The organism is Acinetobacter sp. RF14B (genome assembly GCF_006864105.1).
GTDB classification, from domain to species: domain Bacteria; phylum Pseudomonadota; class Gammaproteobacteria; order Pseudomonadales; family Moraxellaceae; genus Acinetobacter; species Acinetobacter lwoffii_C.
Genome location: NZ_SMTB01000040.1, coordinates 1 through 23994 on the forward strand (window position 1 = coordinate 1; position 23994 = coordinate 23994).

Genomic DNA, 23994 nt, shown 5'->3' on the forward strand with positions numbered 1-23994 from the left:
CGGGTGCCACCAGTCCGCCGTCTGCTGGACCATGGGCATGGGGTGGTCAATCAGCGTTATTATGGCGATGTGAACATCGTCGGAAAATATGGCTTACGTCACTATACCTATATGCTCCAGAATCCGCGTCCGCATCTGTTTAAAGTCTTGCAGCGCGAGGGCGAACGGGCGACCTGGCCTAAAATTTCCCTGATCGAAATGCAGGAGCGGGTAGGTAAAACTATTCAGCATTGTCTGGAACTGTTAAATTATCAGAAGACACCAGATCTACAGCACGAATATATTGCAACTTAATCCAGACACGCTCTCTTCTTTAAACTGGCAGCTAAAAACCAAAGCCCGTAGCCTGGGCTTTGGTCGCCGTCTCTATTATTTAAATGAACCGGGACCTTACTGGTTAAAGACCCAGCTTGCTGATTCTTCCGGTTCTGTATGGCAACAGGTTCAACAGGGTTTTCAGCATGAGCTGGAATTTTACCGTGCTTATCAGCATGCAGGTTTGCAATGCCTATTGCCCGCTTGGATCATTCAGCAACCTGTTCAAATTGCTCATGAAGCTTTTCAGCAGGCTTTGATTCTGCCAGATTTTCCTGCTTATTTTGACCGTACACCAGCAAAGCTATCTATTCTGGAAATTCAGCAATATTTGCTGCGCGTCTTAGACCCCTTAATTGAATTACAGGAATTGGGCTATTTTCATGCCGATTTAAAGCGTGAACATTTTGTGCATGATCAGGGCAGGGTCTATCTAATCGATTTTGAACAGGTACATGCCCTGTCTGAATCAGTAATAAAAGAAATGAATGCAACACCGCGTTATATGGCACCTGAGTTATTTCACGGCAAGCCTAAGTCTCTGCAAAGTGAGGTCTATGCTTTGGGAATCATTTTTTATGAATGGCTGTCCGGACAGCGTCTGCAAGCGGTCAATTATGAAGATTGGGCATATATACATTGCCAGCGTTTAAAACTTGAGCTTCCGACGAGTTTAAAAGCCTTTCAAAAACTATTGGAGGGAATGCTATGCAGGCAGCAGCAAAACAGACTGGCTGATTTCAAAGTGGTCAAATACTGCTTGATGACTGAAATTGAATGAGAAAAATACAATAAATTGCAGATTGTTTTTTATTTAATCAAATGGGTGGGTTTTTCTTAAAAAGCTCTTGTCAGGGCAAAGTGATCCCTATAGTATACACAGCCATTGGGGACGTGGCGAAATTGGTAGACGCACTGGATTTAGGTTCCAGCGCCGCGAGGTGTGAGAGTTCGAGTCTCTCCGTCCCCACCAACAGTATTTAGGTCACTAAATACTGGGTGGAAGTAGAGGATTGGTGTAATGGTAGCATGACGGTCTCCAAAACCGTTCGTCAAGGTTCGAATCCTTGATCCTCTGCCAAAGTTTATAAAAATCCAACCTTGAGTTGGTACCCTGATGGGGACGTGGCGAAATTGGTAGACGCACTGGATTTAGGTTCCAGCGCCGCGAGGTGTGAGAGTTCGAGTCTCTCCGTCCCCACCATCAAAAGAGACAAGGCGATGACCTTGTTTTTTTTCGCCTGAAATTTATAAATCTTAAACGCATAAAAAAGCCCATAACAATGGGCTGATGATATTTTCCCCACTTCAAACTCCGTCAGCTCTAAACCTGTATTAGAGACGGTTTGGCCATTCAGTATTTATTTTTTTCATAAAATGAAGTGAATTTGTTCAAAAATAAGGGCTGTAAAATAAAATTCGGGTTAATTGATTAATTTTTGATATAACAGTACTTATTTTTCTAGATGAGTGCTTGTCAATACGAGTCGATCTCTATAATATACACAGCCACGGGGATATGGCGGAATTGGTAGACGCACTGTGTTCAGGTCGCAGCGCCTTCTAGGTGTGAGAGTTCGAGTCTCTCTATCCCCACCATATATAAAAGAAGCAAGGTAAATACCTTGTTTTTTTTTGCCTGGAATTTAGCAGGATGCTTTCTATTTCCTTGGCTTCTCAATTTTGTCTGAGATTTTGAATAGAAATGTCGTGAATTACTGCGTTAAGAAACCATTAAAATAATAGGATAAAAAGCATAGCAACCAGTAAGTAGGGCATTGGTATCGTTTTTATATTAATGAGATCAGTAAGGTTGAAACAAGAATAAAGGCCAGACGTTTAGAGTGGCTTTTAAATTCCTCAAATTTTATCGAATGTGAAAAATAAAGTTAACTGCTTAATTTATAGCAGGTTAGATTACCTTTTACTGCAAAAACACTTGTCAACAGTGTGTGATCCCTATAGTATACACAGCCATTGGGGACGTGGCGAAATTGGTAGACGCACTGGATTTAGGTTCCAGCGCCGCGAGGTGTGAGAGTTCGAGTCTCTCCGTCCCCACCAACAGTATTTAGGTCACTAAATACTGGGTGGAAGTAGAGGATTGGTGTAATGGTAGCATGACGGTCTCCAAAACCGTTCGTCAAGGTTCGAATCCTTGATCCTCTGCCAAAGTTTATAAAAATCCAACCTTGAGTTGGTACCCTGATGGGGACGTGGCGAAATTGGTAGACGCACTGGATTTAGGTTCCAGCGCCGCGAGGTGTGAGAGTTCGAGTCTCTCCGTCCCCACCATCAAAAGAGACAAGGCGATGACCTTGTTTTTTTTCGCCTGAAATTTATAAATCTTAAACGCATAAAAAAGCCCATAACAATGAGCTGAAAAGATTTAAAATTTTATTGCATTCACTTCTTTGAATCGACATCCCTATCTTCAAGTGTATCAAACCTGCTGATCAGGCTTTTAAGTGATCTTCAAATTCTTCACCGAGCTGCATGGCTAAAGCATTGCCGGAGAGGTCACAGGTCACCAGGCCATATTCTTTTTTAAAACTGAAACTGAAGCCACGGTCATCAGCCAGAGTGCGAACTGAATAACCTAATTTTTCTAACCACAGGCGAAAGGCGATCAAGTTTTTAGCTTTAACCACTTTTTTCATGAGATAACTCCTTCATCATTGTTAAAGGATAGATAAGGGTGAAAAAAATTGTTTTAAAGGGCGATTGCCTTAAATAATTTTAATTTAAAGGAAAATGCAGATTTAATGAACATTCATAGCTGGAGAAAAGCCATTAAATATAGCTTAAGTATATGATTTTTATGTTTTTTAAGATGTTGTAACTAAATGTTGTATGTTTTTAAGTTATAAAAATTATAAATTATTTTTAATATTCAACTGGTTAAGAGGGAATTATGAAGGAGACAGTTAAGTAAAAGATTTATTGCATGACTTTTCATGATAAACCGGTTTGATTCTATTTTATTCAAGCAGGCTTGGCCGGAGATTTTCTGAGCAGTATTTCTGTTCCTCTGATTTATACTATGAAAAAACAGATTGAAATTGAAAGATCATGACTCAGCCCAACATCGAACAGTATGTAAAGCAGCAGATTGAACAGATGCAGCAACAGGCTTTAACTCCGGTTGCTGTCATGCTGGGGCATGAAGACTGGCTGGAGTTTAGTGTGCAATCCCAGGTGGCTTATACACCCTTTGGAAGTGCACGTCGCTACCAGCCAGCACTGGGTGGTTTGCTGCTGGTTAGAGTGAATGAAATGAATACGCTACGCGTAATAACGCAGGCAGAACTGGATGCTTATGCGCAAAGCAACCAGATTCTTTAGAAGGATTTAAAATCCTGAGAATGAGGAATTAGAAATTGTCTTTTTGCATTCTCAGTTGCTGGAATTCTTCAACACTATTGGCGCGTAAAAATGGATTGGTTTGAAGTTCTAGCTCAATGGTACTTGGCAGAGTGTTTTGACCGAGCATACGCAAACGCTTCACCTGTTCCAAACGTTCCTGAATCTCCAGGTTGTCTGGCTCGACATGTTTGGCGAACTGTGCATTAGACAAGGTATATTCATGGGTGCAATAGACCTGGGTACGGGGAGGCAAGGCAGCCAGACGCGACAGAGAATGATACATTTGCTGATACGTACCTTCAAAAACACGGCCACAGCCCATCGCAAATAGGGTATCACCACAGAACAACACATCAAGCGTATCAATAAAATAAACGATATGGCCTAAGGTGTGCCCGGGAACGGAGATAACCTGAACTTCAATATCATGAAAGTTAAATTGATTTTCATGTTCAAGCGGATGGCTAATCACCGGAATTTTACTCAGTTCTGCGCGTGGACCATAAACAGGGAGGTTCTGCTCCTGAATTAATCCGGCTACACCGCCAGTATGGTCTTTGTGCCAGTGAGTCAGCCAGATCTGGCTGAGTATCAGAGCATGCTCGGTGCAATAGGTTTTAACCAGTTCTGCTTCAGTCGGATCAATCACCACGACTTGATGGGAAGGTAGATGTTCCAGTAACCAGATATAGTTTTGTAAGGAGTTTTTGACATCAATGCAATGAATTTTGTATGAGGACATAGCGAATCAGCCTAAAGGGTTTTGCTGATAACCTAACATATTTACCGATGTTTTAGCGTTCGCAAAAAGTGCCGATTGATCAAGAAATTATATTAACGATAGTGCTTTGCGATTTTGACGTGGCTACTTCCATAGCCTTTTCAATATTGATGGCTATTTGCCATTCTTTTGATATTGTATGCAGATGTGATTTTGCAGAAGTTATTTTAAAGCAAGAGTGTACAGGACGAAATAGCCTGAATTTTAATAGTGTTTCGGATTTTGCTGCTGTGATTTAGTAGCGCAGTTGTTTTGGCGATTGAATTTCAGTGCATCATTGCCTGCCATATCTTCGCTAAAAATCTTGCGAGATATTCCTTTTACGTCACAAACATAGACATAGATAAATGGTCAACAGACCTTAATATACAGGAGCATAAAAATGAAAATGTACCAGGTGGATGCCTTCACTACAGCACTGTTCAAAGGAAACCCGGCCGCGGTGGTTGTGCTGGACCAGTGGCTAGATGACAGCCTGATGCAGAATATTGCCCTGGAAAATAATTTGTCCGAAACCGCTTTCGTTCAGGTACGGGATGCAGAAAATTATGCGATTCGCTGGTTTACTCCGACCAGAGAAGTGGATTTTTGTGGACATGCTACTTTAGCCAGCAGCTTTGTGCTGTTTAAAGATTTTACATCAGCCAAGACTATTCAGTTTCATGTTAAAGATCTGGGGATTTTTACGGTCACTCAGGATACAGATGGCAAAATCAGAATGGATTTTCCAGTTCGTCGAGCCAAGCAGGTGACAGAATATCCGGATGACCTCAGACAGGCTCTGAGTAAACCTTTTAAAAATGTCTATTTGAATATTCAGGGCTATATTATTGAATATGAATCGGTACAGGATGTTCTGGACGAACGGCCGAACTTTGAATTGCTCAAACAGTTAAATGGCAAGCGAACGGCCATTACGGCAAAGGGGAGCTTGCTGGATGTGGCGATTACCACAGGTGCTACGCAATATGACTGTATTTCTCGTTACTTTGCGCCCAGTAACGGAATTGATGAAGATCCGGTGACAGGCTCAATCCATACTGGTATTGCACCGCTTTGGGCGGAAAAACTGAATAAGAGCGAACTGGTCGCCTATCAGGCTTCGGCACGGGGCGGCGAGCTGTATTGCAGCCTGAAAGCTGAAGATCGGATTGAAATTTCAGGTTATGCCAGGTTATATATGCAGGCTGAAATTTTTATCTAAATTACATTGTAAAACATAATATCGTCTTGGCAGACGGTATGGTATTTCTGGCAATCCGGTTTAAAAGATTATTCAGAGTAAGAGTCATTTTCTAATATAGACCGGTAATAAAAATTCACCTTTAAAATTTTGGATAAAGAATGTTAATACGCTTTAAAAGTTTAACACTGGCGATTTTATTATCTGGTTATTCGGTGCTGAGTCTGGCCCAGCCAGTGCTACTAAAAACTGAGCAGAATGTTGAAGAATATAAATTAGAAAATGGCTTAAGAATTATTCTCGCGCCAAATGACAAAGAAAATAAAGTATTTATGAACACGGTTTATCTGACCGGTTCACTGAATGATCCGCAAGGCAAGGGGGGATTGGCTCATCTTCTGGAACATCTGGCCTTTAAAGGCACTCGCAATGTCAAAGGGGATGAATTCCAGCGTCGACTGGATCAATATACTTTAATGACCAATGCCAGTACCGACTATTATTCTACTAAATATACCAATGTGATCCGTCCCGAGCAGACGGCGCTCAATGAAGTGATTTTTCTTGAAGCCGAGCGGATGGACAAACTGGTACTGCAAGAAAAATATGTCCCGACTGAAATTGATATTGTGAAACGTGAGCGCGAAATTCGTCTGGATCAGCCATTCTCGGTCATGATGGATCAAATTTTTAAAGCGGCTTATGGCAATCAGTATCTTGGACGTTTGGCGATTGGCGATCTGGAGGAACTGCAATCCATTAACATGCAGGAGCTGAACCAGTTTTACCGTCAATGGTATGCACCAAATAATGCCTTCATGGTGATCTCAGGCAAGTTTAACAAGGCGGATGTGCTCAAGCAGATTGATCGCCATTTCAGCCCGATCCAGTCGCGCAATATTCCGGCACAGGCTCAGGTACCGCCTTTAAAACCTGAACAGATCGCACCGCGTGAGTTTAGCGTGCAAAAAGGCAGTGATCTGGCAAAATATAGTATTTATTTAACGGGTGCCAATGAAAGTGTTAAAACAGCATTGGCGATTTCGCCGACGCTATATACGCTGCAACCGAGTGGACATTTGTATCAAAGTATGGTGGAAACCGGGAAATCCACCACAGTGCAATCCGCAACCTGGCTCGACCGGGATTTTAATCTGGTGATGATGGGTGCGATTTATGGACCGAATCATCAGGCACCAGGTGTAAAGGAAGGATTGATACAAGGCATTGAGCAGAGTCAGCCTTTTAATGAAGTCGAACTTAACCGTACAAAAAATCTGGTGCGTAACCAGGCCGATATGATCAAAAATAGTGCAGCCGCGATAGGTTCCCGTCTGAGTGATTATGCAGTGGCTTATTCTGGGGACTGGAGCCAATACTTTAAAGATCTGGATTCGATCCAAAAGCTGAGTGTGAACGATGTCAATCGAGCCTATCAGGTCTTTTTTAAACCAGAGCATCGTATTTTCGGGAATATTCTGCCTACACCAGAGGATCAGAAAAAAGCACAGCAACTGGCGCAGAGCGAAGCCCCACAAAAAAGTTTAGCGCCTTCGGCTGAAGCAGAAGAACCATTAAAGGATGTCAGGGTTTATCAGGCGGAAGTGAAAGATTATGTGCAGCAGTCCAAGCAATATCTGCATGAAAAAGAACAGCAGATCCAGCGCGGTAAGCTGAAAAATGGCATTAAATATGCGCTGTTTCCGACCACTACACGTGATGATAAGGTATATGCCACCATTGCCCTGGATTTTGGTACAGCACAAACCTTATTGAATAAGGGTGAAGTACTGGATCTGATGGCATATCTATTATTGCGTTCTTCAGAAACCCAGAGTTTGCAGCAGATTGCAGACAAGATTATTGAAGTCGGCGGATCTGCCACTGCAAGTGCAGCGGTGAATGGCTTGACCATTCAAATCAGTGCCAAAAAAGAAAAATTCGAAGAGTTTTTTCAGTATGTGGTTGAGGTGCTTAAAAACCCGGTATTTGAACAAAGCCAGTTTGATCTGATCAAGGGGCAGACTTTATCAACTCTGGATCGTCCTTATACGGAGCCAGATACTGTTGCTGGGCTGACCATGTCGCGAATTATTGAAATCTACCAGCCAGGAGATATTCGCTATCATTTTGAACCTGAGCTGGCGACCCGACAGTTTAAAGCGGCCACCCGTGAACAGGTAGTGGCCTTGTATCAGCAGTTTTTTAAAACCCATCATGCACAAATTGCGGTTACGGGTGAATTTAACCCCAAGTCCATGCAAAACATCCTGAAAAAAAGTTTTGCTGACTGGAAAACCCAACAGCCTTATGAACGCCTGAAATCGGTATATAGAGCTTATCCTGCCCAACAAGTTCATGCCTTATCCGAGCAGCGTGAGTTTGGCAGCTATCAGGCACTGATGACTTTGCCGGTGGGAGCGGACAATCCTGATGTGCCGGCTTTGCAGGTCTTCGAATATATTCTGGGGAATTCCCAGTTGTCTTCCCGTTTGGCTCAGGAGCTACGTGAAAAAAATGCCTTGGTCTATGGATTTGGTGCCAATCTCCAGTTTGATGAATGGGCGGAGTCAGGTGCGCTCTCCATTGATGCAAACTATACGGCAGGGAAATCAGCACAAGTTTCACAAGCAGTATATAAAGTGCTGAATGAGCTATTGACCCGGGGTGTCACGGAGCAGGAAGTGGAAGCTGCCAAAGCCAGTATTCTAAAAAAACGCTTAAATGTGCTGGAAGATGATCGCCGTATTCATAACATGCTGGTTCCGCAACTGGATAAAGACCGTAATCTGTTGTATCGGGAAAAACGTGATCAGGCGATTGCTAAACTCAGTAAAGCCGACATTGATGCCGTGATTAAAAAATACATCAAGCCAAATCAGCTGGTGGAAGTGATGGCCGATCAGTATGGAAAAGAAGTTAAGCAATCATAGTGTGAGTAGGTAAATAGAAAAATCCCCTCAAGTCGGGGATTTTTTATTTTTCAATATTATTTAAAGCCCTAATTTAAGTAACTTTTCTGGTAAACAGGATTCCACCTAAAACGCCAGATAGCACAGCACTGGCTAAGCTCCACCAGAAAGTGGCAAAAAGAAACAGGAAAATACCACCTGATGTTAAGATTGCTCCGAAAGCAATATCTTTATTAAAGGGTAAGTGAATCATATGTTGGTAATAGCAGGATGCCATTCCACTAAAACAGATCACCAGGCAAGTATATAAAAGTTTTTCTGACAAGGGACTAGCGATCATTTCTTCCCAGAGCATATGTATTTTCATCCTTTTTTAAGAATCCAGACGCTTATTCTTATAATTTATAAAACGCTTTAGCATTCTCATAAAAGATCGGCTTTAAGGCATTTTCATCATAAGCCTGCACAATATCGCTAAAGGCATCAATAATGTTAGTGAGTGAGCTGCTGACACGGTCCATCGGAAAGTTGGACGCAAACATCACGCGCTTAGCCCCAAAGCAGTTTAAAGCATGCTGAATCAGGGGAGCTGCACGTTCTACTAGTTCCTGTTTAGTTGCCAGTCGTTTTTGCGTGTGAAAATCATGTCCTAAAACAGGCATAAACAAGCCAGACATTTTAGTCGATACATTCGTGCATTGTGCCAGTTCAGCCAGATCCTCTATCCATGCCTGAAAAATATATTCACGTTGCTGAGCTGTCTTGCCAGTGCTTTTACCTACCTTGCCAAATAAACCAGCAGGCGTACCCAGATGATCCAGCACGATAGGTGTGTCTGGAAAGGCTTTGGCCAGCGCAGTAACATCCGCAAGCTGGGTCGAATATACCCAGGCATCAAAGCTTAAATCTTGCTTGGCCAGTTCTTCAAAACCTTTGAGGAATTTTTTATTGCGGTACAGATGTGGTTCATCTGCCCATGCATGAATAGCTTTATCTGCATGGACTGCTGCCATTTTACGGATGCCACGAAACTTGGGTGAGGCTTCGCGATGTAATTGCAGGAGCTGTTTAAAATTTTTCTGTCGTGGATCCGCCGTGGCGACAATCCCACCTAACTGGATATTGTACTGATCAAAAGGAAGTGCAGCGATAAAACGGGTTTCATTTACCACGCCCGTACCTTTCTGTTGATGCCAACTGGCTTCGACATGCACAATCTGCTCCACCTTATAATGACCTGCATCTTTCTTATAATTTCCGGGCAGGTAGGGTGCAGTCAGATGTTCAGTCAAGCCAATCGTCTCAATCACATCTTTAGGTTTTAACAGTCGAACCATCTTGTCTAGCAATCTAGGATGTTTGCCAAACAGCTTCACCGCGAAAGCTGCGGCATGCGGCGTAGTATAGGGATCCCATTGGTGGATATGTGGGTCAATGATTGAAAAGGGAAGTGATTGCATAATATTCTTGGTCTATCCTTAATTTTTATTATTTTTTATATAGGCCTACAGTCAGCCTAAAGTCAATTTTTTGTATCCATAAAAAAAGCCCCGTAGGGCTTTCATTAATGATCGTGGTCGTGTTGATGCTTATTGGCATGAAACTCTTCATTACGACGGAAACGTAAATAGTTTTCAAACTGCTCGCAGTATTCATCATAATTGTCTTCCAGCATCATCTGGAACTGCTGCAAGATATAAGACATGACCTGATCTTTAGCATCGCGCATTTCATTGCCATCTTTAAAATTGTTGGCAGCGACCCAGGTATTAAAACGGGCTGTGCCAAACAGCATTGCAGCGCTGACCTGACCGCGTTTGTCTGCCGGATTTTCCTGAGAACCTTTTTCTACGCGGCTAAATTCATTGGCCTGTTTAATAAATTCATCAGCACGTTCAAAGAATGCAGCATTTAACGCTTCTTCTTCGGTTACATCGGTTGCTTCAATCTTTTGAACCATGAATTTTTCCTGACTATAAAATCTTGATGTCTAATTATAGGCAAAGCCTTGCAGAAACTAAACCTTTGCTTTAATCTAAAAATAGCCTAAGCAATTAAAGTGTGAATACCATGCAAGATGCAATTGCTGTACAAAGCCTGAAAAGTGATATTGCCTTGTTGCGCCAGAATATATGGCCACCCGCAAATCTGGCCAATGTTGAAGGTTTGCCGATTTACTATGGCACCAAGTTGCAGGTGGATGAATATTACAAACAATGGCTGGGTCTGATTGAAAGGGCACAAGACCTGTTTCAGCCGTTTATGGAAGATGAGGTCGTAGATGCAGTTCATCTGCCCGGTCACCTGAATCTACCCTTATTCTATTTTCATGTGGATCGCATCCGTATTAATAAGACTCGGGCCAAAGAATCCAAAACCTATCGCGGTATTGCCAGTCTGATAGAAAAATGCGGACAGTTTGAAGCAGAACAGGTGGCTGCCATGCAGCGTTGGCTGGACAGTGATGAAACAGCAGCGTTGGTGGCCCACCGTGAATTTGTTGACTTACGGACTTATGTATTTCAGCATAGGCAAAGTGAATATACGCGCACCCGATTTTATGTAAATGGGATCGTGCTGAGTGTCGAGCCAGACTTTGAGCTGGTGGATGCACGCGATAAGCCACGCAAACAACGCAGTGACAGTTATAGCGATCCATTGGCGGATAATAATATCTGGAAAGTGTATGGCAAAAATCGTTAAAGCCATGTCGCTATGACCAGAATGGCTCGGTTTTAGTAAACTGTATTAACCGGGCCGCAGCTTCAGCAGACAGGCGTTGTTGTTCAGCTTTAATCCATCCCAGCACAAACCAGACTTTGGGCTGCTTTTTCACATAGGGAAGGAATAGCTCTTCTGCAACGAATAGATCGTTATAATGTCCTAAACTTTCCTGAACGGGCTTTAATGCTTTGAGATAGGCTTTTACTTCCTGCTCGACAAACAGGCTTTGCAAAAATTCAATATTATAGCGTAAACGCTTGACTCGCTTGCGAGTACGATGTCGTGCTTCAATATCCAGCTGTATATAATTGGCTGCATCCTTACAAATTTTGTGGTGCAAGTTGGTGAGACTGGTGCAAAGTGTTTTATGGGAAGAGGGATGTGGCTTAAATTTGCACTGGCTAAAGCCTAAAAGTTCAAGAAACAGCTTTGTAATCACGGGCTGTTGAAACAGTTGACTGATATTGAGCTGCCCTTTAGGAGCAGGAGGTAATACTAAAAGTGGTGAACCGGCTTGTTTTAATTGTGGGAGCAGGCTTTCAGCTAAGGCATCCCGATCGCGGGTAGCGCCTAATTGCTGAAAAATATCCCGCAGCTGATCTTGCCATTCAGCTGGGCATTCTTCGGTTTCGGATTGGAAAATTTTTAAGGCACTGCGTAAACGACGGACTGCAACACGTGCCTGATGCACATGGTCACTATTATAGTGTTCTAAGGCAATTGCCGTTGCATTCGGAAAAAGATGAGTCAGACAGTTTGCTACAATTTTTTGCAGGATTTTAGCAACATCGGTTTCCTCTTTTAAGTTGAGTACAACCTGATGCTGAACTGGAAGTTGCTGTTCATCCTGTAATAGGGCATAACCGCGTTCGGATTTGTTGCGTACATCCAGCCACAACTGATAAGGTTCAACCCAAGTTTCTACACATTCAATCAGTTGATCCAGTGTGCCAGTTTTAAGCTCAAATTCGACTTCATAAATAGGAGCAATCTGGTCTCCAGAGCGAATTTCTCCAATATCGAAAGCTATTTCTATCTGGCTCTGCTGGTAATTATACTGGATGACCTGACGTTTGACCTCTGTTTCGAATTGGAGCAGTAGGGGAGTATTCAGCTTGCCTATTGCCTGCTTGAGTATTTTTTTGGCCTGCTTATCTTTTTGATATAAATGAAAATTACACGATTCTTGCTGGGTTTCTCCCAGGCAATGTTCCAGTTCAAAACGCTCAAACTCATGTCGCGCAGGTGCCTTTAACGTCTGAAACCATTGTTTATCTTCCAGACGTTGCCGCAGTGCGATTTTATGTTGCTGTAATTGCTGATCGTGAGTATCAAAATATTGGGCATATAGATGATGCTGGGCAGGCGCATACTGCTGAAAATCTTGTTCAAACTGGCTGCGTGTATGTAAAGGAATTTGAAATTTCAGTTCAACTTCTGCCATCGGATCACACCTGCACGATGTAACGGGATAGCATTCAATATATCCCAAAGATCCATAGCTGTGTGAGGCACTTCTGCAACAAAAAAGCACGCCGTAGCGTGCTTGAAACTCTTTGATGAGATTTATTTAAGAAATTTGCGACTGACCAGAAACTGTTCGGTCGTTTCTAGCAGCTTTTGTGCATAAACTTCCTGCTTGGCGGTCAGCCAGCCCAGAACAAACCAGTCACTGGCTTCCAGTTCAGTCTGCTGGATATAAAGTGCTGAAGATGCCAGAGTTTGATATTCTTGGGCGGCTTGCTGGGCCTCATTCAAGGCCTTGCTGTATTTTTGCAGATTCTTTACATCATAGACATGCGTCAAAATCGGGAAGCTGAATTTCAGTTCCTGAATACGCATCGACAACTGATCCAGACTGTCAAAATCGGCACTATCTGTTTGATTCATTTGTTCTTGTAAGGCTTTATACTGTTGTTGCAGACAGGTTTGCGCCGCAGTTTTCAGATCTGGCCCGGATTTCTGATGGCCGCTTAAACTGAAAATCAGCAATTCCAGATAATGATGCACATTTTGGGTGGATTTCACCAGATGATTCAGTTTCTCCTGAGCATACAGAATATCTTTGGTCAGGTTTTCTGCGGTGGTCGGATTTTGCAGGAAACTGGCCAGCGTGTTTTGCATATGTTGCAAATGCTGTAAATGTTCAAACTGTTTTTTAAATGCTTCCAGCTGATGTGCCCATTTATCCGAAATGCCTGTATGCCAGTCCTTAAACAGTAGCAGACTTAAATGGAGATGATGCAGGGCCTGTTGTGCCTGCTCAATGTGCTCCTGTTCAGCCACATGCGCCGATATCGCCGCAATATTAGGTAAAAGATGCTGCATCTGCTGGGCAATCAGGCTGCATAGATTCTCGCCTGCACTGGATTTTTTGCTCAGCTGAAATTCTTTAGCCGGTGTTGCCGTGCTAACCTTTTGGGCACTGGCCAGGAGATTGCCTATTTCAGCCTTGCTGCGTACATCCAGCCAGAGCTGATATTTTTTGACCCATTCAAAGCTCATAGCCAGCAGATTTTGCACAGAACCCTGTTTAAGCTCAAACTCGACCTCGTGTACGTCCTGTTCAGCATCTGGCGTGCGGATATGACCAACATCCAGACTGACTTCAATCTGGCTGTCTTCATACTCAATAACACGTAAGGTACGTACAATATCCGTTTCAAACTGAAGTTTTAGATGATCAAATTGTTGCCCTAGGGCACCCACCAGAATTTCCTGAGCTTCAGGACACTGCTGATAAATACTCAGCTCCAGTTCAGGCGAATGAGCCAGTTCTCCAAAATCATGATTATGCTCAAAGCGTTCGATATGACTTTTGCCAGCTGCTTTTAGAGTCTGGATCCAGCGTGTTCCTTCAAGGCGTTGACGCAATGCCACGCCATGCTGAGCCAGCTGACGGTCAGCGGTATCATAATATTTGGCCTGAAGCTGGATCTGTTGCGATTTCTTAGGATCAAGTGCCTTGAGCAGGGCTTGACGGCGTGCTGCCGGAATCTGAAACTTGAGTTCAACTTCAACCATGATAATTATCCTGTCTGCTCAGCTATTCAAATAAGACTGAAGCCTGCTTGCTGTAATGAGATTGCGAAAGATCGCGGAAATATTTTTAGATTTTTAAGCAGCAGATTGTAACCAAATTCAAATCACATGTAAGACTTGACCAAAGGGAAAAAGTGCTGATTAAAGAAATTAATATAAAGTTTCATAGGTATATGTTTATTTAATACTAGAAAATTCAGTAATTAATAGACCCAGAATGAGCTTAAGACTATAGGATGAACAGTCTTTTAATTGTCCAAATTATGCGCTAATGTTGCAGAAAGACTTCAGGATGATGTTATGAATGCACCGATTCAAGTAGAGCAGGGAAATATAGTTGCGGCGTCTCCGCAAATGCCCATTCGTGATTATCATGAATTTTACCGATTTTATCTGACTGAACATCGCCACATTATGAGCCGTCGTCTGCATATTACGGGAAGCAGTATAGGACTTTATTTTTTTAGCAAGGCGCTTCGTCAGCGTAAGGCCAAATATCTGGCTTATGGGCTGCTTTCAGGTTATGCCTGCGCATGGATTGGACATTTTGTTTTTGAAAAAAATAAACCGGCCAGCTTCAAGCAGCCTTTCTACAGCTTTATTTCTGACTGGCGTATGTTTGCTGATGTGTTACGGATGAATATCAGTTTGATTGATACTCAATACGATAAAATTTCTGTTTAATTCATATCCATGTTTTATTGAATAGTGCTTTAATGGATAAGTGCAAACAGATAAAAAGACTTGTAAGCGAAATTTTATTATTTTATTAATCGTGATATGACTTAGTTGAGGTTTTTATCAAGGTAAATTATTCTGAATCAACCAGTTTTCCAAGCCTGGAGCGACCTTCTCCGGGCTTTTTTTATGCCTAAAAATACTGAATCGATCAAGCTGTCGGTGACAGCAATGGGCCAAATTTTTTTATACAGCAGATGATTACATAATTTTTCTACTTATAAAAAGACTTTTGAGGTTGGAGAACAAGTGCACTGTCTCCCCTTAGATAAAAATAGATTCAGGCTTTGATATTCAGCGGTTTACTTCACTGAACCACAAAAATAACAACGCTTCGGGCTATAATAGAGCCATTCTATTAGTGGCGAGTACGATGCGCGGTCTATATTTAATTACCAATGATGATGCATTGGAACTTTTATTAGAGAAACTCGAAGCAGCCTTGGCGACAGGCCATATTGCGATCTTGCAATACCGCCGTAAAAAAGTGGCAAAACCGGATCAAGACGCAGAAGTTGAGCTAATAAAAGCGTTAGCAGAGAAATACCGGACACCTTTTGTGATTAATGATGATCTGGCTCTGGCAGAAAAATTCGGCTTGGGGGTGCATCTGGGACAGTCGGATGGTGAGATTTCCGACGCTGCTGCACGTTTGCCACATGGCGCAATTATTGGACGTTCATGCAATAATTCAATTGAACTTTCAGACAAAGCCATTGCTGATGGCGCCACTTATGTCGCTTTCGGGGCGATCTATGCCACCGATACCAAACCTGAAGCGGGTAATATCGGGCTTGAAACGCTAAAGCAGGCGAAAGCAAAATATCAGTTGCCGATTTGTGCAATTGGGGGGTTAAGCGTAGAAAACTCTCAGGCCGTGATTGAAGCAGGGGCTGACCTTTGTGCGGTGATCAGTGATATATTAGCCTTAGCGGTTCAAGACATTCCTGCGCGTGTAAATGCGTGGGCTGCATTGTTTGCAGAAACAGTTTAATTTGATTTTTTTTGTTTATATTTCATTTTTTAGTTGAGTGCATCCATGAGCTTATCTCCAAAGCAAGAGCAATTGTTTAAACAGGCCAGTAAACATATTCCAGGCGGCGTGAACTCACCAGTGCGTGCATTTAATAGCGTAGGCGGTACGCCAGTTTTTATTGAGAAGGCGCAAGGGGCTTATCTCTATGATGTCGATGGTAAACGCTATGTAGACTACGTTGGTTCGTGGGGGCCAATGATTTTGGGTCATGCACATCCTGCAATTATTAAGGCTGTACAAGATGCCGCTGTAGACGGCTTGAGCTTTGGTGCGCCGACCGTGCATGAAACGACACTGGCGGATATTATCTGTGACATCATGCCATCAATTGAATTGGTTCGTATGACCAACTCGGGTACTGAAGCGACCATGACTGCGATCCGTCTGGCACGTGGTTATACAGGCCGTGACAAGATTGTCAAATTTGAAGGCTGTTACCATGGTCATTCCGACTCTCTGCTAGTCAAAGCCGGCTCAGGTCTTTTGACTACAGGTGAGGGCGAGGCGACATCGGCAGGTGTGCCGGCTGATTTTGCCAAACATACTTTAACGCTGCCATACAATGATATTGCAACTTTAAAGGAATGCTTTGCCAAGTTCGGCTCTGAAATTGCCGGTGTAATTGTCGAGCCAGTTGCAGGTAACATGAACCTGGTCGCACCCGTTGAAGGATTTTTGCAAGCGATTCGTGATGTGTGTGATGAACACGGTTCGGTATTTATTATTGATGAAGTCATGACCGGTTTCCGGGTCGGACTAGGCGGTGCGCAGGCGCATTATGGGGTTACGCCAGACTTGACGACTCTAGGTAAAATTATTGGTGCTGGTCTGCCAGTGGGGGCTTTTGGTGGTAAACGAGAAGTCATGGAGTGCATTGCACCACTTGGTAAGGTCTATCAGGCAGGCACATTGTCTGGTAACCCGCTGGCAATGCGTGCAGGTATCGAGATGTTTAAACATCTGCGCGAGCCAGGCTTCTATGAAAAACTGACTGCACAACTTGAAAAACTTCTTACAGGCTTGCAAGCGGCAGCAGATGAAGCGGGTATTCCATTCAAGACTCAACAAGTGGGCGGCATGTTCGGTCTGTATTTCACGGATCAGGTAGACATCACCAGTTTTGATTCCATGTTGAAATGTGATGTTGATGCTTTCCGTAAATTCTTCCATGGTATGTTAAAACGTGGAGTAAATCTGGCGCCATCCGCTTTTGAAGCTGGCTTTATTTCCGCAGCACACAGTGATGACGATATTGCCTTTACGCTTCAGGCAGCGGCTGAGACGTTTGCCGAAATGAAAGCCTAAACTTTTTAGTTTTCTGCTATTTATTTAAGCCTGAATTCGTTCGGGCTTTTTTTATAGAGATCTTGAACAAGGAAAAAGAGGGATGCACATCAAACATTATCTAACTTTAAATGATGCCGAATTTTTATTAGATCAGGCATATCAATATGCCATGCAGAACAATTTTAAGGTTAGTATTGCGGTTATGGATGAAACCGGTCATTTGCTGTTAATGAAGCGTATGGATGGTAGTTCACCAATGACTGCAAATCTGGCAATTGAAAAAGCAAAATGCTCAGCCATAAGTGGCCGTCCATCCAAACTATTCGAAGATATGATTAAAGGTGGTCAGATGGGTTTTCTGACTATGGAAAGTTTTTCGGGCATGCTAGAAGGTGGAGAGCCGATTTTATATCAAGGCCAACTGGTGGGGGCGATGGGTGTTTCCGGGGCGAAATCATTTCAGGATACTGAAATAGCACAAATGGCCATTGAGAAGTTTTTGGCCCAGCAAGCGGTGTGATTATTTGTAAATGAGACATTTTTATAATCAGTTGCCGGGATATTGATTAAGAAAATGCGTGTCATCTTAAGTTTAAATAAAAAATCATGATCTCTTTTAAGGTCTTGATTATAAATATATTTTTTGAATTTATCAGGTCTATATTAATTTTAGGAAATCTTGGGATAAAAATGAAATTACTGCTGAATAATAAAAAATTCATGAATACCAACAATACAGCGAATGGAGAAGTATCCGGTGAAACTATTTTTCACTATCACCAAGTCGGTAAACAAATAGAAGCTACATATTCTGGAGGCCGGATTATAAGTGGACATTTAATAGGTTTCATGACTTCTGAAAGCACATTTACAATGAGCTACCATCACATAAATGAAAAGAATGAATTACGTGTAGGTCAGTGTAATACTGAGATTGAAATCCAGAATAATGGAAAAATTAAACTCATAGAAAATTGGCAATGGCTTAATGGAGATTGCTCTAAAGGTGAATCATTTCTTTTAGAAATCTAGCAATTACGTAAAAGAGGTTTAAAAGATGTGCTGCTCTGATTTTATATCAGGGCTGCATAGTATATTGATTTTAGATAAATTGCTATTTAGCACAATCTATAGTTGTATGACTATATCTTCCTTATGGATAAGTTCAGGATTGTGAGTAATAGCTATGATCGTCACGCTATCTTTTAGGCTACGCATATGAGACATAATTTCATGCTCTGTTTCTATATCTAAATTTGAACTGGCCTCATCCAAGAGCAGAAATTCGGGATCAGCATATAGTGCTCTCGCTATAGAGATCCTTTGTTTTTCTCCGCCAGAAAGAGTCATGCCTCTTTCCCCAACTTTGGTATCGAAACCATCGGGCATCATGATAATACGATCTAAAATTTGTGCTTTTTGAGCTGCCTGATAAATTTTATGGTCATCATAAGGCCGCCCTAAACAAATATTATTTTTAATCGAATCATTCAGTAACATTACTTCTTGTGGAACTACACCTACTTGTGAAAACCATGTATTACGGTCAATACTGTTTAAAGAAATATTGTGCACTACAATATCTCCTTGATCAGGTTCAATTTGTTTTAAAATCAACTTGAAAATAGTTGATTTACCTGCCCCACTATCACCTGTTAGAAAAGTGATTTTTCCACGTTTTGCAGTAAAGTTAATATTCTGAATTCTACGTCCATTTGAATAAGTGAAAGATACATCCTGAAATTTTAAGACACCAGAAAGATGTTTACTCTCTGGACAGTTTGCTGTTAATTGTTTTGAGTTGTCTGCTAATTCTGGTTCGTTCCACATTCTGGCAAAAGGTTTGAATTCTATATAAGATTGATTAAATTCAAGTATACATCTCCCGATCATTTCAAAAGGTGTATTAAGTTGAAGCAATAGAGTATTAAATAAAACCAGATCGCCCACACTCATACGACCTGCCTGAACATCAGGAATAAGAATATAAAAAGTAATAATAAACTGAATGCTAAGAGCCAAACCAAAAATAACAGCATAGTAAGTACGCTTTAAAGAATATGAGGTCAGGCTTTTCAATATTTGTTTAGAACCTTCCTGAAACCGATGCTCTATCCAGGCAGCTGCATTAAAAAATCTTAAGATATCCATCATAGACATGGCATTGCCCACCAACTGGGTGTTTTTTTGTCTTTCACTGGTTGCTACTTTTAAATATTCTTCTATGCGTTTACTTGAAAAATATGATAATCCAATAAAAAATGACCCGTATAAAAGAACAATTGTCACCACCTTAGGATCTAGCTTCAGGCCGAGAATAAAGCATGAAAAAACAATTTGTAAGGCACTTGGGATAAAGGAAATCAGACTTAATTGCATCACTTTATTCAATGCAAATGCTCCCTGATTTTGCATTGCCTGAATTTCAGCAGGATTATGGTCAATAAAAAAGTGAGATTCTTTTAGAATGATTTTCTTAAAAAAGTTTGTAGAGCTAATATAATTCAAGGTTTTTGCAAGAATGACAGATAGGTAAATTACAGCTTCTTTAAAAATTAAAGACAGCCCAAGTAACACTGCATAAAAAAAGAAGCCTAAACCTATTATAGTCTCTACAGAATTACTTAAGGTAACTTTGTCAATCATTGACGCAAAGGTATAAGAAGCCAAAACTGCAAGTATTGTTGACAACAAAATAGAACAGCATAATAAAAAGATATAAATCTTTGATTGTTTAATAAATAATTTGCTGTTTTCAAATAATGTATGTTTAACGTTCTGTAGATCATTCTGAGGGGAAGTGTGCAAATTTCTCTCCACCTTTATCTCAAATAATTTTAGTTCACTTTATCAATTATTTCTTAAATTCCCTATCTCATTTAATATGGTAGCACTTGGATGAACTTCTATTGGTATTGGTTTGATTTCAGATAGGTTTTTCATCAGCAAACTTTGTTGAGGAGAGCTGACGTTTATTAAGCTACTAAATTCTGCCTACTATAATAATCGAAGAGCGGGAAAAATTAAGTAAGCCTGATCATTAATTAAAACTCCGTAAAACTTATACTGTCGTCATTCAAATCCATAAAAATGAAAATAATACTTTTAAGATGAAAGAATTAAATCAAATTGATAGTATCTCTAGGGAAAGAGCCATAATTCATTAACTCATTCACTATTTTGTAAAAAGACAGTATGCTTAGGCCTGTAACAAGGAGCATACATGTATCAAGTACTTGCGCGAAAATATCGTCCTCGTAATTTTAATGAGTTGGTGGGTCAAAACCATGTTTCACGTGCCTTAACCAGTGCACTTGAGCGTGGCCGTTTGCATCATGCCTATTTATTTACAGGAACGCGTGGAGTGGGGAAAACCACCATTGCCCGTATTTTGGCGAAGTGCTTGAACTGTGAAACGGGTGTGACTGCAACACCGTGTGAAGTTTGCCCGACCTGTACGGCGGTCAATGAAGGACGTTTTATCGATCTGATCGAGATTGATGCCGCATCCCGTACTAAAGTGGAAGATACCCGTGAGCTGTTGGATAACGTACCTTATGCGCCAACCCAAGGTCGCTTTAAGGTTTATCTGATTGACGAAGTGCATATGCTGTCTACGCATTCTTTTAATGCCTTGCTCAAGACTTTAGAAGAACCCCCAGAACACGTTAAATTCCTGTTTGCCACCACAGATCCCCAGAAGCTCCCGATTACGGTGATTTCCCGTTGTCTGCAATTTACCTTGCGTCCTTTGGCGATAGATGAAATTACCGAACATTTAGGCAATATTTTAAGCAAAGAAAGCATTCAGGCCGATCAGGATGCGATCTGGCAAATCGCGGAATCTGCCCAAGGGTCTTTACGTGATGCTTTGTCTTTAACTGATCAGGCGATTGCCTATGGTCAAGGAGCCATTCAGCATCAAGATGTCAAAGACATGCTGGGTCTGATTGACCGTACCATTATTTATGACCTGATTCTGGCAATTCATCAGAATCAAAAAGCACGGGTTAGCGAACTCTTGCTTCAGTTCCGTCAGCAGGCACTGGATGTATCCCTAGTTCTGGATCAGCTGATTTCGACCTTGCATGAACTGGCATTACTCCAGTATCTGCCAGATTTAAGCCTGAAATATAGTGCTGAAATCAATAAAAAAATCATGCAGCTATCTGCGCTGATTTCTCCACAGGACCTACAGCTTTACTATCAGATTGCCTGTAAAGGACGAGCCGATTTACAGCTGGCCGTCACTCAGGAGCAGGGCTTTGAAATGACAGTATTGCGTTTACTGGCTTTCCGTCCAATCCAGCCTCATGAAATTCCGGTCACTCAGGCTACGCCAGCTCCAGCAGAGGAGACGCCCTCGACCCGTTTGCAACCGCCCCTAAAAAACAGTCAGACGGAAGCTGTAGAGGCAGCCCCTGCCTTTGATGAAGTTTCATTAGAAGATACAGATAAGGCTGAAACGCTATCATCATCATCTGAACCATCTTCGGATGATTTTCTGGAAGATGAAGTAGCAGAGACTGAATCTGGTACTCCTGCATTCAGTCAAACTCCAGATGCAACCGTTCTGCCTGTCAGTGAGGTCGTTAGGGCCGATACTGAATCTGCCTCTATACTATTTGATCCGGAAAGTGGCGATGCGCTGTTTGGATTTGAAGACATTGTCGCGACAGAGACCGTTGAAGAAAGTACCGACAGTAGTGATGATTTTCTTTTGGCGGAATATTTGCCGGCTGAGGCAGCTTCCATTCATCATGAAAAGACCGGGCAAAACCTTGTACTTGAAGCAGCATGCGAAGAGGTGGTGGCCGAGCAGCAGCTGAATGAAACAGCTATTACATTAGAATCTCAGCCAAGGGCACAGCTTGCAAAAACTGAGCAGAATAATTCTGCAGATTTAATGCCTCAGGATATTCTAAAAACACCTGAACAGGTGCTGGAAGGTGAGTGGACGGTGGAGAAATGGGAATACTGGTTTAGAAATAGCCAGCTTTCTCCAGCGGTACAAGAGTTGGCACAATACGGTATTATGAGTGGCCAGATTAATGCAACATCGGTATTTCATCTGCCTGAACAATATCAGCAGTTGTTTAGTCAGTTGCAGCACATTCTGGAAGAAGCGCTGAAGGAGAAATGGCCACAGACTTTCTTTACGGTCAAATTTGAAGATGTCGAGCAACTTACGCCATATGTCATGCAACATGAACGTAAAGCACGAGCTTTTAAACGTGCTAAAGAGCTACTCTATGCCGAGCCGGCAGTGCGTGACCTGATTCGGCAGTTTGATGGCGAACTGCAAAATATTCAGCTGAAATAGAATATATCTTAATACGAAGTATATTCTGCTAAAGCATCCCGCATTTCTTTAGAAATCGGGATGCTTTTTCGTGTTTGACGGTCTACAAATACATGAATAAAACTGCCCTGAGCTGCTGCGCTGTCTGAACCTTGCTTAAAAATTGCCAGATCATAACATAGGGAAGATTATCCTATTTTTTCAATTGCCACAGCCACCTCAATGATCTCAGGATAAGACAATTCTTGATTAAACTGACAGTTGGAGCTAACCACCAGTCCGATAAAAGCAGAAGATTTCGGGTCGAAACCTGTTTTTTGAATGAGCAGTGTATTCGCTGCCGTGTCAAAATAGCTGTAATAGGTGACATTATTGACATGTCCATACAAGTCATTATCGGCCCAGCGGGTCTGAATAGGCAGAAAAAAAGAATATTGCGCGCGCTGTTTAATAGTTAATTTCATAAAGTTTAAGATTCAAGCGATTAGGTCGGAAAATATGGTCTATTTTTTTTAGATAAAAACTAATAAATTGCCTGATAAATCTGGTAAGCATCCTCTACGCTCAGCTCTCGTGGATTGTTCTGCAACAGACGTCCTTGTTTCATGGCATCCTCTGCCATAACTATCAGCATATGCTCAGGAATATCCAGTTGTCTGAGTTTTAAAGTGAGTCCGCTGTTGGTTAAGTGATTATTAAAATGGTCAATAAACAGATCCGCCAGCCCATCATGACAGCCCTTGCTTTGTGGTTCCAGCCAAGTCATAAGCTCGGCATAGCGCTGTTTGGCAGCCGGTATATTGAATTTCAGAACTTCAGTCAGTACCAACGCATTACTATGCCCATGAGAAATATGGAAATGTCCACCTAAAGGGTAGGCCAGCGCATGTACCGCACCGACAGGTGCATTGGCAAAAGCCTGCCCGGCCAGCATTGAACCGACCAGCATATTCTGTCGTGCTTCCAGATTACTGCCATCTTTGAGTACCAGAGGCAGATTCTGGTTCAAAAGTGTCAGGGCATGCTTGGCCAGTATATCTGTATAAAAATTTTTCTTGAGCTTTGAGGTATAAGCTTCAATTGCATGCACCATGGCATCAATGCCGGTCGCTGCTGTGATATGTGCCGGCAGGCTCTGGGTAAAACTGGCATCTAAAATTGCCGTATCAGCATAGAGAATAGGGGCCACAATCCCACTTTTAGTGGTTTCTCCGGTTGTTACAATGGAAATAGGCGTGACTTCAGAGCCGGTTCCTGCCGTAGTAGGCACCAGAATAAGCGGCAGACGCGGGCCAGTGGCCTGATCAA

20 protein-coding genes, 7 tRNA genes and 2 pseudogenes are annotated in these 23994 nt (G+C 42.1%); 19 read left to right on the plus strand and 10 right to left on the minus strand.

The genetic code is table 11. The annotated features are described in order from the left end of the window. From E2K52_RS07695 to E2K52_RS07735, 9 genes and pseudogenes are all read left to right on the plus strand, one after another. A pseudogene (locus E2K52_RS07695) lies at positions 1 to 294 on the plus strand (DUF3336 domain-containing protein); the annotation flags it as partial. Continuing rightward, positions 281 to 1096, plus strand: coding sequence for a protein kinase domain-containing protein (locus tag E2K52_RS07700; protein ID WP_171478827.1), 816 nt, complete (start codon positions 281 to 283; stop codon positions 1094 to 1096). The pseudogene E2K52_RS07695 and the gene E2K52_RS07700, both read left to right, overlap by 14 nt. Before the next feature lie 107 nt (positions 1097 to 1203). After that, a tRNA-Leu gene (locus tag E2K52_RS07705) sits at positions 1204 to 1288 on the plus strand. A 34-nt stretch (positions 1289 to 1322) separates the two neighbouring features. Continuing rightward, a tRNA-Trp gene (locus E2K52_RS07710) sits at positions 1323 to 1396 on the plus strand. A gap of 38 nt (positions 1397 to 1434) precedes the next feature. Continuing rightward, a tRNA-Leu gene (locus tag E2K52_RS07715) sits at positions 1435 to 1519 on the plus strand. 309 nt (positions 1520 to 1828) lie between these two features. Then, positions 1829 to 1914: transfer RNA gene (locus tag E2K52_RS07720), tRNA-Leu, on the plus strand. A gap of 380 nt (positions 1915 to 2294) precedes the next feature. Then, positions 2295 to 2379 (plus strand) — tRNA-Leu (locus E2K52_RS07725). A 34-nt stretch (positions 2380 to 2413) separates the two neighbouring features. Next, positions 2414 to 2487, plus strand: a tRNA-Trp gene (locus E2K52_RS07730). 38 nt (positions 2488 to 2525) lie between these two features. Then, positions 2526 to 2610 (plus strand) — tRNA-Leu (locus tag E2K52_RS07735). Positions 2611 to 2771: 161 nt separating this feature from the next. Here the strand turns inward: E2K52_RS07735 and E2K52_RS07740 are convergent. Next, positions 2772 to 2975 (minus strand): hypothetical protein, encoded by a 204-nt coding sequence (locus tag E2K52_RS07740; RefSeq protein ID WP_151204559.1) that lies wholly within the window; start codon positions 2973 to 2975, stop codon positions 2772 to 2774. A 412-nt stretch (positions 2976 to 3387) separates the two neighbouring features. Between E2K52_RS07740 and E2K52_RS07745 the strand changes: the two genes are divergently transcribed. Continuing rightward, on the plus strand, positions 3388 to 3660 hold the full coding sequence (locus tag E2K52_RS07745) for a hypothetical protein (protein WP_151204561.1): 273 nt from the start codon (positions 3388 to 3390) through the stop codon (positions 3658 to 3660). 28 nt (positions 3661 to 3688) lie between these two features. Here the strand turns inward: E2K52_RS07745 and gloB are convergent, their stop codons facing one another. Continuing rightward, a complete protein-coding gene (gene gloB / locus E2K52_RS07750) occupies positions 3689 to 4423 on the minus strand; it encodes a hydroxyacylglutathione hydrolase (protein WP_151204562.1) in 735 nt (244 codons plus the stop codon). 421 nt (positions 4424 to 4844) lie between these two features. Between gloB and E2K52_RS07755 the strand changes: the two genes are divergently transcribed. Together E2K52_RS07755 and E2K52_RS07760 are read left to right on the plus strand one after the other, a co-directional pair. Next, a complete protein-coding gene (locus tag E2K52_RS07755) occupies positions 4845 to 5666 on the plus strand; it encodes a PhzF family phenazine biosynthesis protein (protein WP_151204564.1) in 822 nt (273 codons plus the stop codon). Positions 5667 to 5806: 140 nt separating this feature from the next. Then, positions 5807 to 8578, plus strand: a complete 2772-nt coding sequence (locus tag E2K52_RS07760; RefSeq protein ID WP_151204566.1) for a M16 family metallopeptidase — start codon at positions 5807 to 5809, stop codon at positions 8576 to 8578. A 73-nt stretch (positions 8579 to 8651) separates the two neighbouring features. Here the strand turns inward: E2K52_RS07760 and E2K52_RS07765 are convergent, their stop codons facing one another. The 3 genes from E2K52_RS07765 to E2K52_RS07775 form a co-directional block, all read right to left on the minus strand. Further along, positions 8652 to 8912, minus strand: coding sequence for a hypothetical protein (locus E2K52_RS07765; RefSeq protein WP_151204568.1), 261 nt, complete (start codon positions 8910 to 8912; stop codon positions 8652 to 8654). 40 nt (positions 8913 to 8952) lie between these two features. Next, positions 8953 to 10017, minus strand: a complete 1065-nt coding sequence (locus tag E2K52_RS07770) for an amidohydrolase family protein (protein ID WP_151204569.1) — start codon at positions 10015 to 10017, stop codon at positions 8953 to 8955. Between the two features lie 104 nt (positions 10018 to 10121). Next, positions 10122 to 10517: a DUF3144 domain-containing protein gene (locus E2K52_RS07775; RefSeq protein ID WP_151204571.1), complete on the minus strand. Its 396-nt coding sequence runs from the start codon at positions 10515 to 10517 to the stop codon at positions 10122 to 10124. Positions 10518 to 10627: 110 nt separating this feature from the next. On the opposite strand from E2K52_RS07775, the gene E2K52_RS07780 reads away from it, so the two are divergent. Then, complete coding sequence (locus tag E2K52_RS07780; RefSeq protein ID WP_151204590.1) at positions 10628 to 11260, plus strand: hypothetical protein; 633 nt, start codon at positions 10628 to 10630, stop codon at positions 11258 to 11260. A 10-nt stretch (positions 11261 to 11270) separates the two neighbouring features. Here E2K52_RS07780 and E2K52_RS07785 read toward each other — a convergent pair whose 3' ends face one another. After that, complete coding sequence (locus E2K52_RS07785) at positions 11271 to 12725, minus strand: CYTH and CHAD domain-containing protein (protein WP_151204573.1); 1455 nt, start codon at positions 12723 to 12725, stop codon at positions 11271 to 11273. Positions 12726 to 12847: 122 nt separating this feature from the next. Continuing rightward, entirely contained in the window at positions 12848 to 14305 is a 1458-nt protein-coding gene (locus E2K52_RS07790; RefSeq protein WP_151204575.1) for an inorganic triphosphatase, read from the minus strand. A gap of 318 nt (positions 14306 to 14623) precedes the next feature. Here E2K52_RS07790 and E2K52_RS07795 point away from each other — a divergent pair, with 318 nt between their 5' ends. From E2K52_RS07795 to E2K52_RS07815, 5 genes are all read left to right on the plus strand, one after another. Then, the gene (locus tag E2K52_RS07795; RefSeq protein WP_151204577.1) at positions 14624 to 15007 is read left to right on the plus strand and encodes a DUF962 domain-containing protein; all 384 of its coding nucleotides are present in this window, start codon (positions 14624 to 14626) and stop codon (positions 15005 to 15007) included. Between the two features lie 427 nt (positions 15008 to 15434). Then, positions 15435 to 16055, plus strand: a complete 621-nt coding sequence (gene thiE / locus E2K52_RS07800; RefSeq protein ID WP_151204578.1) for a thiamine phosphate synthase — start codon at positions 15435 to 15437, stop codon at positions 16053 to 16055. A gap of 45 nt (positions 16056 to 16100) precedes the next feature. Further along, positions 16101 to 17402: a glutamate-1-semialdehyde 2,1-aminomutase gene (hemL, locus tag E2K52_RS07805; RefSeq protein WP_151204580.1), complete on the plus strand. Its 1302-nt coding sequence runs from the start codon at positions 16101 to 16103 to the stop codon at positions 17400 to 17402. An 82-nt stretch (positions 17403 to 17484) separates the two neighbouring features. Continuing rightward, positions 17485 to 17904 carry a GlcG/HbpS family heme-binding protein gene (locus E2K52_RS07810; protein WP_151204582.1) on the plus strand — a complete coding sequence of 140 codons (420 nt, stop codon included), beginning with the start codon at positions 17485 to 17487 and terminating at the stop codon, positions 17902 to 17904. A 170-nt stretch (positions 17905 to 18074) separates the two neighbouring features. Beyond that, positions 18075 to 18416, plus strand: a complete 342-nt coding sequence (locus E2K52_RS07815) for a hypothetical protein (RefSeq protein ID WP_151204584.1) — start codon at positions 18075 to 18077, stop codon at positions 18414 to 18416. Between the two features lie 96 nt (positions 18417 to 18512). Here E2K52_RS07815 and E2K52_RS07820 read toward each other — a convergent pair whose 3' ends face one another. After that, on the minus strand, positions 18513 to 20192 hold the full coding sequence (locus tag E2K52_RS07820; RefSeq protein ID WP_151204585.1) for an ABC transporter ATP-binding protein: 1680 nt from the start codon (positions 20190 to 20192) through the stop codon (positions 18513 to 18515). Between the two features lie 415 nt (positions 20193 to 20607). Between E2K52_RS07820 and dnaX the strand changes: the two genes are divergently transcribed. Further along, complete coding sequence (dnaX, locus tag E2K52_RS07825) at positions 20608 to 22707, plus strand: DNA polymerase III subunit gamma/tau (protein WP_151204587.1); 2100 nt, start codon at positions 20608 to 20610, stop codon at positions 22705 to 22707. An 8-nt stretch (positions 22708 to 22715) separates the two neighbouring features. Here dnaX and E2K52_RS07830 read toward each other — a convergent pair. Together E2K52_RS07830 and E2K52_RS07835 are read right to left on the minus strand one after the other, a co-directional pair. Then, a pseudogene (locus E2K52_RS07830) lies at positions 22716 to 23150 on the minus strand (acyl-CoA thioesterase). Positions 23151 to 23209: 59 nt separating this feature from the next. Then, a partial coding sequence (locus E2K52_RS07835; protein ID WP_151204588.1) for an iron-containing alcohol dehydrogenase occupies positions 23210 to 23994 on the minus strand: 785 nt, incomplete at its 5' end.

What these genes read in the sequence shown, in the direction of transcription:
- E2K52_RS07740 (WP_151204559.1), bottom strand. Translation starts at nt 2,975, where the DNA reads ATGAAAAAAGTGGTTAAAGCTAAAAACTTGATCGCCTTTCGCCTGTGG.
- E2K52_RS07745 (WP_151204561.1), top strand. Translation starts at nt 3,388, where the DNA reads ATGACTCAGCCCAACATCGAACAGTATGTAAAGCAGCAGATTGAACAG.
- gloB (WP_151204562.1), bottom strand. Translation starts at nt 4,423, where the DNA reads ATGTCCTCATACAAAATTCATTGCATTGATGTCAAAAACTCCTTACAA.
- E2K52_RS07755 (WP_151204564.1), top strand. Translation starts at nt 4,845, where the DNA reads ATGAAAATGTACCAGGTGGATGCCTTCACTACAGCACTGTTCAAAGGA.
- E2K52_RS07760 (WP_151204566.1), top strand. Translation starts at nt 5,807, where the DNA reads ATGTTAATACGCTTTAAAAGTTTAACACTGGCGATTTTATTATCTGGT.
- E2K52_RS07765 (WP_151204568.1), bottom strand. Translation starts at nt 8,912, where the DNA reads ATGCTCTGGGAAGAAATGATCGCTAGTCCCTTGTCAGAAAAACTTTTA.
- E2K52_RS07770 (WP_151204569.1), bottom strand. Translation starts at nt 10,017, where the DNA reads ATGCAATCACTTCCCTTTTCAATCATTGACCCACATATCCACCAATGG.
- E2K52_RS07775 (WP_151204571.1), bottom strand. Translation starts at nt 10,517, where the DNA reads ATGGTTCAAAAGATTGAAGCAACCGATGTAACCGAAGAAGAAGCGTTA.
- E2K52_RS07780 (WP_151204590.1), top strand. Translation starts at nt 10,628, where the DNA reads ATGCAAGATGCAATTGCTGTACAAAGCCTGAAAAGTGATATTGCCTTG.
- E2K52_RS07785 (WP_151204573.1), bottom strand. Translation starts at nt 12,725, where the DNA reads ATGGCAGAAGTTGAACTGAAATTTCAAATTCCTTTACATACACGCAGC.
- E2K52_RS07790 (WP_151204575.1), bottom strand. Translation starts at nt 14,305, where the DNA reads ATGGTTGAAGTTGAACTCAAGTTTCAGATTCCGGCAGCACGCCGTCAA.
- E2K52_RS07795 (WP_151204577.1), top strand. Translation starts at nt 14,624, where the DNA reads ATGAATGCACCGATTCAAGTAGAGCAGGGAAATATAGTTGCGGCGTCT.
- thiE (WP_151204578.1), top strand. Translation starts at nt 15,435, where the DNA reads ATGCGCGGTCTATATTTAATTACCAATGATGATGCATTGGAACTTTTA.
- hemL (WP_151204580.1), top strand. Translation starts at nt 16,101, where the DNA reads ATGAGCTTATCTCCAAAGCAAGAGCAATTGTTTAAACAGGCCAGTAAA.
- E2K52_RS07810 (WP_151204582.1), top strand. Translation starts at nt 17,485, where the DNA reads ATGCACATCAAACATTATCTAACTTTAAATGATGCCGAATTTTTATTA.
- E2K52_RS07815 (WP_151204584.1), top strand. Translation starts at nt 18,075, where the DNA reads ATGAAATTACTGCTGAATAATAAAAAATTCATGAATACCAACAATACA.
- dnaX (WP_151204587.1), top strand. Translation starts at nt 20,608, where the DNA reads ATGTATCAAGTACTTGCGCGAAAATATCGTCCTCGTAATTTTAATGAG.